Origin of the sequence: Micromonospora sp. HK10 (genome assembly GCF_000982955.1) — a bacterium.
GTDB lineage: Bacteria > Actinomycetota > Actinomycetes > Mycobacteriales > Micromonosporaceae > Micromonospora.
The window spans coordinates 26602-33434 of the sequence record NZ_KQ058710.1 but is presented as its reverse complement, the minus strand read 5'-3'; the positions used below and the strand labels follow the sequence as shown (position 1 = coordinate 33434).

Sequence of the window (6833 nt, the reverse complement as noted above, 5' to 3'; positions counted from 1 at the left end):
GCCGCCGCCCGGCCCCGGGCGGCCGCGCGGCCGGCCGGGACGGTGGGGACGGTCGCGGTGCTCAGGAGGACGGCGGCGGCGACGGCCAGGGCCCGAACTCTCATGACCACGCAGACTAACCCGCAAGATCGCCGACCGGTGGCAGCGGCCGGCCCCCGCCACGCCGCGTCCACCGGCCGACCGCGCACCGTGCCGTGGAAGGCCGCGAAACCCCGCTGCCGCCGGGCGCCGCGACCGGAGCCGGCCGGGAGCGCGAGGGCTGCGAACGCGCGGGGCGGAGGCCTGCCGGCTCGCGCGCGTCCACCCGCTGGCCGGCAACCCGGCCGGCCGGGTTCTACCGGGGCCGCTGCCCGGACCCGCCCGGCACCCGGCGCAGCCACCGCCGCTGCCAGGGGGTCTCCACCGCGCCCGGATGGTGGTGGGCGCGCACCCAGGCCACCGCCCGCTCCGGCGTCAGTCCGTCGAGGATGGCCAGCGCGGCCAGCGCGGTGCCGGTCCGGCCGACGCCGCCGCGGCAGGCCACCTCCACCCGCTGCCCGGCGTAGGCCCGCCGCCACGCCTCCCGCAGGGCGTCCAGCGCGTCCGCCGGATCTCGCGGCACCCAGAAGTCGGGCCAACGGAGCCGCCGGTACGGCCAGGCCGGGACCGGCCCGGGCGCCAGCAGGAGGGCGAAGTCGGCGGGTGCGGGCGGCGGTACGCCGATCCGCCGGCCGCGCACCAGGGCGCCGCCGGGCAGCAGCACGAGGCCGGTCCGCTCGGCCCAACCCGCTGCCACGCCCACCCCGCCATTGTGCGGTGCCGGCCGGTCGCGGCGCACCCCGCCCGGACGCGAGGGTGCCCGGACGCGAGGGTGCCCGCCGGACGGTTCGTCCGGCGGGCACCTACTCCGACATCCGGGCCCTGCCCGGCGTGGCTCCGGTCAGCGCGAGCCCAGCCCGAACCGGTCGCGGCGCCGCCAGGCCAGGGAGAGCAGCACGAGCACCGCGCCCGCGCCGGCCAGGCCGCCGCCGACCTTCATCGGCGTGCTGAGGCTGCTGCCGGTGACCGGCAGGTTGCCGCCCCCGTGCGGCGGTGGGCCCACCCGCGGCGGCCGGACCGTGAGCACGGCGTCGTCGGAACGCCCCGTCGTCAGGCCAGTGGCCGTGAAGGTGTGCACGCCGACCCGGGTGGGCCGGTAGTCCACGGTGAAGTTTCCGGCGCCGTCGGCGACCACGGTGAACTCGGTGGGCGCGGGCTGGGGGGCCTGCGCGTACGAGACGGTGGACAGGTTGACCGAGGTGCCGTCGCTGAGCCGCGCGGGTGCCGCCTGAGGCAGCGCCCGGATGGCGACCGTGATGCGCACGGTCTCGCCCGGGCCGAAGCCGCTGCCACGCAGGGTTGCGGTCTCCCCCAGCCGGATGCTGGTCGGGTCGACCGTCAGCTGCGCGGTCTGCGGCACGTACGGTGGCTGCGGTGTGCTGGCCGACGGTTGAGGCTGCGGCTGCGCCGCCCCCGCCGCGGTCGGCACGGCCGCCACGGCCACACCGACCGTGAGCGCCATGATCATGCGGGATAGCCGCATAGTGGATTCCCTCCTACTGTTCACAGCTTGGTGCGGAAACAACTTGGGTGGTCCATGGGGTGACGGTGGGGGTGGTCACCAGCTCGGCCGTACCGGCGCTGGTCGTCTGGGTGAGCAGCGTGACGTCGAGGGTCCGGGTCCCGCCGGGCCGGACCTCGACGGTCGCCACGGTGACCTGGCGGCGACGGTCCATCCCGCTGCCCATCGCCGTGGCCTTTCCGTCCAGCCGGCCGCCGAGCACCGACCCGCCGGCGGGGCTGTACACCGACACGAAGGTGCGGGCGGTGTACGGATCCCCGGAGAGGGCGAGGCCGGTGACCGACTCGCTCAGGCCGGACCGCGGCACGGTGGAGTGCACCACCAGCCGCAGCCGCAGCTCCCGGCGCCCGTCCGGCTGGCAGTCGCCGACCGTCAGGGTGGCCGAGAACCTGAGGTAGTAGCCGAGCTTCGCGCCGCTGCCGTCGTTGAGGAACACGCCGACGGTCGGCACGGTGTCCTTCTCGGGGAGCTGCCCGGCCAACCGGCTGTCGGCCAGGACGCGCTGCTCCTCGGGACGGGCACTCCAGAACAATATCCGACGTTCAGTGATGGAACGGCTTAAAACGGATAAAACAGCCCTTGGATTCACACTCCTGGTGAAGAGCGCGTCGAAGACCCCCGAGGCGGCCGCCGCGAAGAACTCGTCCTGGCCCGGGCCGTTCAGCTCCCGATAGGAGTCGCTGAGCAGCGTGCGGACCGCGGTGCTGCCGGCCAACGCGGGCTGGCCGGGCACCGAGACCGGGCCGATGACCCCGAGCAGGTACGACAACACCACCGGGTCGACGGCGAGGACGCCGTCCACGGTCGTGCCGGTGCGCCGCCGCACCATCTCCCGGTAGAGCGTCGCCGCGGTCGGGAAGTCCGGGCTGAGGTTCACGTCCGCCGGGTAGATCCCGGGCAGGTCGTGCCAGAGCCGGCGCAGTTCCGAGCCGACCCGCAACGGCGGGTTGAACTGGCCCAGGCTGGAACTCGATCCCTGGGCGGTCATCCTGACCCGACCCCGCTCGGCGCGCAGCACCGCGTACGCGCCGACCATGCCGCCGGTGGCGCGCAGCTCGGCCGGGTTCTGCGAGACGAGCAGGTAGCTGCGGGCGCCGTCGGCACCCAGCAGCGGTGGGAGCAACCGGGCCCCCCGGTCGGCGGCCGACGTCAACTCGCCGAGCCGGTCCAGTTCCGCCCGCAACCCCACCAGCGCCGTACGGACCTGACCGACGAGGTCCCCGGTCGACACCGCCGCCAACCGGGTGGTCGTCTCCCGGACCGCGCGGTCGGCGGCGGCGACCTCGCCGGAGACCGACCGCAGTCGGGCCAGGTCCAGCCGCCCCTCCCGGGGCACCAGCGAGGCCAGGTCGATCCGGAGCAGGGTCGGGAAGGCGAGCCGGGCCAGGTCGTCCACGGCCACCGCGATCTGCCGCACCGCGGTGAGGTCGTCACCGATGTACGGGGTCCGGCGGCCGACCCACCAGCCGGGGTCGTCGGTGGCGCTCCGGGCGGCCCCGGCCTGCTCCTGGAGCGCGGCCAGCGTACGGCGGGCCCGGTCGGCGTCCCCGCCGACCACCTCGGTGCTGAGTTCCTTGGCCAGGCCGGCCGCGTTGAGCAGGTGCGTCCGCGCCTGCCAACCGCGGAAGGCGACCCAGCCGCCGGTGGTCAGCAGCAGCGAGACGACCACCAGTGCGGTCAGGAGCATCCGCCGTACGCGGGCCCGACGCTGTCGTCGGGAACCACGCCGCCGGCGGGGCACGCCGCTCTCCGTCACACCACTCTCCCCGGGCTGAATCGGACACTAAACCTATTGATCGCTTTCTAGCATGAAACAGACGGAGGGGTGGCGAGTATGACGTATTACGCGCCCCTCGTCTCCTCGGCGAACCCGGTCCGCCGGGGCGCTCCGGCGGCGCCCCGCGTCACCTCGACGAGTAGCTGTTCGATCCGGTCCACGCCGGCACGCTGCGACATCTCGCGCAGGTAGGCGTCCCGCCCGCGCCGGCCCATCTCCGCCCGGGCCGGCGGCGGGATCGCCGAGGCCAACCAGAAGCGGTCGGCGAGCGCCGCCCAGTCCTCCGGTGGGCAGGACAGCCCTGCCCGGGCCCGCTCGACCAGCTCCGTCGTGTCGCCGCCCGCCGCGGCGATCACCGGTGCCGCGCAGGAGAGCGCGGCCTGGAGCTTGCCGGGCACGGTCCCGCGCAGCTCCGGCAGGTTCCGCAGCATGACCAGCTGGTAGTCGGCCGCGGCGTACAGCTCGGGCATGTCCAGCGGTGAGCGCCGGTCGACGAACCGGACGTTCTCCGCCCGCAGCTCGGCGGCGAGCCCCCGCACCCGCCGCTCCTCGGCTCCCGAGCCCACCAGGACCAGGTCCATCCGGTTGTCCAGCGCGGCCGCCGCGCGCACCGCGGTCTCCAGCCCCTGGCGGACCCCGATGGTGCCGGCGTGCATGACCACGCACCGGCCGTTCCGGCGGATCAGCCGCTGCGCGGCCGGGCTCGGCTCGGTGGGCCGGAAGATCCGCTCGTCGGTCCAGTTGAGCACCACCCGCACCCGCCGCGGATCGGCGCCGCCCGCGACCACCAGGTCGCGCATCGACGGCGCGGCGACCGCGATGGCCCCGGCCTCCCGGTAGATCCGGCGCGTGGTGGCGTCGAGCCGCCCGGACCAACGCCGGGCCTCGCCGGCCCGGTCCGCCTCGGCCCACACGTCCTGCACGTGCAGCACGCTGGGCACCCGGCCGAGCAGCCGGAGCAGGCCGGCGGCGGCGAAGGTGACCGCCGGGAGCTGGAAGACGTAGAGGGCGTCGACGTCGCCGAGGAACCAGCGGCCGGTCAGCGCCGCGCTGCCGGCGAAGGAGAGCCAGCTCGCCATCCGCGCGCCCGCGGACCGGTCGCCGCCGGCGTACCGGGGCACCCGCCGGACGGTCAGCCGCTCGCTGTGCGTCTGGTGCCGCCAGCGCTGCCGCCAGCCCGGATAGACCTGCCCGCCGGGATAGTCCGGGAAGCCGGTGAGCACCCGCACCTCGTGGCCCCGGGCGGCCAGTTCCTCGGCCAGGCTGCCGGGGATGAACGCCGGCTCCGGCGGAAAGTGGTACGACAGGATTCCGATCTTCATGCGCGCGCTCCCGGCGCGGCATCGCCCCCGGCGGCCACGGCCACCCCGTACGATGCCGGCATCCCCTCCACGTCCGCCCACACCGGCCGGACGAGACTTCTCGCGGCGCAGCGCGCCGCGATTCTGACGAGAGGGGTGCAGGTGCTCGACGAGGTGCTCTTCGTCTGCCACGCCAACATGTGCCGGTCGCCGATGGCGGAGTTCATCGCGCGCCGGCTGTTCGCCGACCGCCCCGTCACCGTGGCCAGCGCGGGCACGGACGCCCTCGACGGGGCGCCCATGCACCCGTACGCGGTCGAGGCAGCCGCCGGGACCGGCGCGGACGCGGCGGCGTTCCGCACCCGCCGGCTGCGCGCCGAGCACCTGGCCGGGGCCGGCCTGGTGCTGACCGCGACCCGGCGGCAGCGCTCCGTCTGCACCGCGCTGGCCCCGGCCGCGCTGCACCGCACCTTCACGCTCCGCCAGTTCGCCCGGCTGGCCGCCGCCGCCGAGCCCGCACCGGCCGGCGCCAAATCCCCGCTGCGGGCCGCGGTCGAGGCGGCCGCCCGCGCCCGGGCGGGGCTGCAACCCGCCGCACCGGACGCGGACGACCTGCGCGACCCGATCGGTGGCTCGCCCGCCGACTTCCGGCGCTGCGCCGAGGAGATCGAGCGGTCGATCCGGCCCGTGCTCGCCCTCATCGGGACAGCCGGGTGAGTTCCTGGGTACGGTCGCCGACACCGTCGGCGGCATGCCCGCCGCGGCGGACACCGGCCCGGTCGGTCGGCACCGCCGGCGCCGGCGGCACGACCACCTTGTACGCCTCGTACTGGTAGGCGTCCGCCTTGGCCACCTTGGCCATGTTGAGCACGCAGCCGAGCAGCCGCACCGAGACGGAGTGCAGGGCGCGGGCCGCCGCCGCCACCTGGCTGCGGGAGGTACGCCCCTGCTGGGTGACCAGCAGCGCGCCGTCGGCCTGCACGGCCACCACCACGCCATCGGTGACCGCGAGCAGCGGGGCGGTGTCGATGACCACGATGTCCGCCGACTCGCGCAGCGCCACCAGCAGGTCGGCCATCGCCTTCGAGCCGAGCAGCTCACTCGGGTTGGGCGGGGCGGACCCGCTCGGCAGCACCAGCAGCGACTTGTCGCCCCAGCGCTGCACCACGTCGCCGACCTGGACGTCGCCGACCAGCACGTCGGTGAGGCCGACCCCGCCGTCCAGGCCCAGGTAGTCGGCCACCTTCGGCCGGCGCAGGTCGGCGTCGATGAGCAGCACCCGCCAGCCGGCCTCGGCCAGCGCGATGGCGGTGTTGCAGGCCATGGTGGTCTTCCCCTCGCCCTGCAGGGCGCTGGTGACCGCGATGACCCGGGCCGGCTCGTGCACGTCGACGAAGCGCAGGTTGGTCCGGAGCTTGCGGACCGCCTCGGCGCGGGGCGAGTTGGCCGCCTCGCCGACGATCAGCGGGGCCGACTTCGCGCCGGCCTCGAACGGGATCTCGCCGAGCAGCGGGCTGCCGGTCACCCGTTGCAACCCGGCCGCGTCGCGCATCCGCACGTCCGCCAGCCCGCGCAGCACGGCCAGCCCCGCGCCGAGCAGCAGGCCCAGCAGCGCACCGATGATCAGGTTCCGGACCGGCTGGGGCGAGACCGGGCTGGAGCTGACCCGGGGCCCGCTGACCAGTTCGAGCTTGATCGGGGGCGCCTTGCCGTCCGGCGGCGTCTCCACCTTCTGCACCAGCTCGACGAACTTGGCCGAGAGCGTCTCGGTGGTCTTCAGCGCCCGGGTCTGGTCGGTGTCGGTGAAGGTGGCCCGCAGCAGCACCGTACCGGCCTCGGTGGTGGTGCTGATCCGGCGCTGCACCTGGTCGGCGGTGAGCCCGAGCGGGTTCTCCGCCACCACGCTCTGCGCCAGCCGGTCGCTGCTGAGCAGGTCCGCGTAGGACTTGACCCGCTGCTGGAGGAAGAGTCCGCCCTGGTAGGCGTCGGTGACGCCCTGGCTCGGCGTGGTGACGAAGAAGGTCACCGAGGCCTCGTAGCGGGGCGCGGTCCGGACCGTGATCACGGCGGCGGTGCCGAGCGCCGCCATCAGCGTCACCAGCACGATCCACCAGTGGCGCCGGACGAGGCGCAGGTAGCCGAGAACGTCCATCAG

Annotated in this window: 6 protein-coding genes; 1 reads left to right on the top strand and 5 read right to left on the bottom strand. The window is 75.3% G+C overall.

Annotation, left to right across the window (positions count from 1 at the left end; translation table 11 throughout):
- Positions 1 to 334: 334 nt before the first annotated feature.
- From LQ51_RS06220 to LQ51_RS06205, 4 genes are all read right to left on the bottom strand, one after another.
- Positions 335 to 781: a protein-tyrosine phosphatase family protein gene (locus LQ51_RS06220; protein ID WP_156312984.1), complete on the bottom strand. Its 447-nt coding sequence runs from the start codon at positions 779 to 781 to the stop codon at positions 335 to 337.
- Positions 782 to 919: 138 nt separating this feature from the next.
- The gene (locus LQ51_RS06215; protein ID WP_046563702.1) at positions 920 to 1561 is read right to left on the bottom strand and encodes a hypothetical protein; all 642 of its coding nucleotides are present in this window, start codon (positions 1559 to 1561) and stop codon (positions 920 to 922) included.
- A 13-nt stretch (positions 1562 to 1574) separates the two neighbouring features.
- Positions 1575 to 3287: a DUF4012 domain-containing protein gene (locus LQ51_RS06210; RefSeq protein ID WP_082159292.1), complete on the bottom strand. Its 1713-nt coding sequence runs from the start codon at positions 3285 to 3287 to the stop codon at positions 1575 to 1577.
- 155 nt (positions 3288 to 3442) lie between these two features.
- Positions 3443 to 4699, bottom strand: a complete 1257-nt coding sequence (locus tag LQ51_RS06205; RefSeq protein WP_046563700.1) for a glycosyltransferase family 4 protein — start codon at positions 4697 to 4699, stop codon at positions 3443 to 3445.
- A 141-nt stretch (positions 4700 to 4840) separates the two neighbouring features.
- Between LQ51_RS06205 and LQ51_RS06200 the strand changes: the two genes are divergently transcribed.
- Positions 4841 to 5395: an arsenate reductase/protein-tyrosine-phosphatase family protein gene (locus tag LQ51_RS06200; RefSeq protein WP_046563707.1), complete on the top strand. Its 555-nt coding sequence runs from the start codon at positions 4841 to 4843 to the stop codon at positions 5393 to 5395.
- Here the strand turns inward: LQ51_RS06200 and LQ51_RS06195 are convergent.
- On the bottom strand, positions 5376 to 6830 hold the full coding sequence (locus tag LQ51_RS06195; protein ID WP_046563699.1) for a tyrosine-protein kinase domain-containing protein: 1455 nt from the start codon (positions 6828 to 6830) through the stop codon (positions 5376 to 5378). The two genes, LQ51_RS06200 and LQ51_RS06195, sit on opposite strands and share 20 nt — an antisense overlap.
- Positions 6831 to 6833 lie beyond the last annotated feature (3 nt).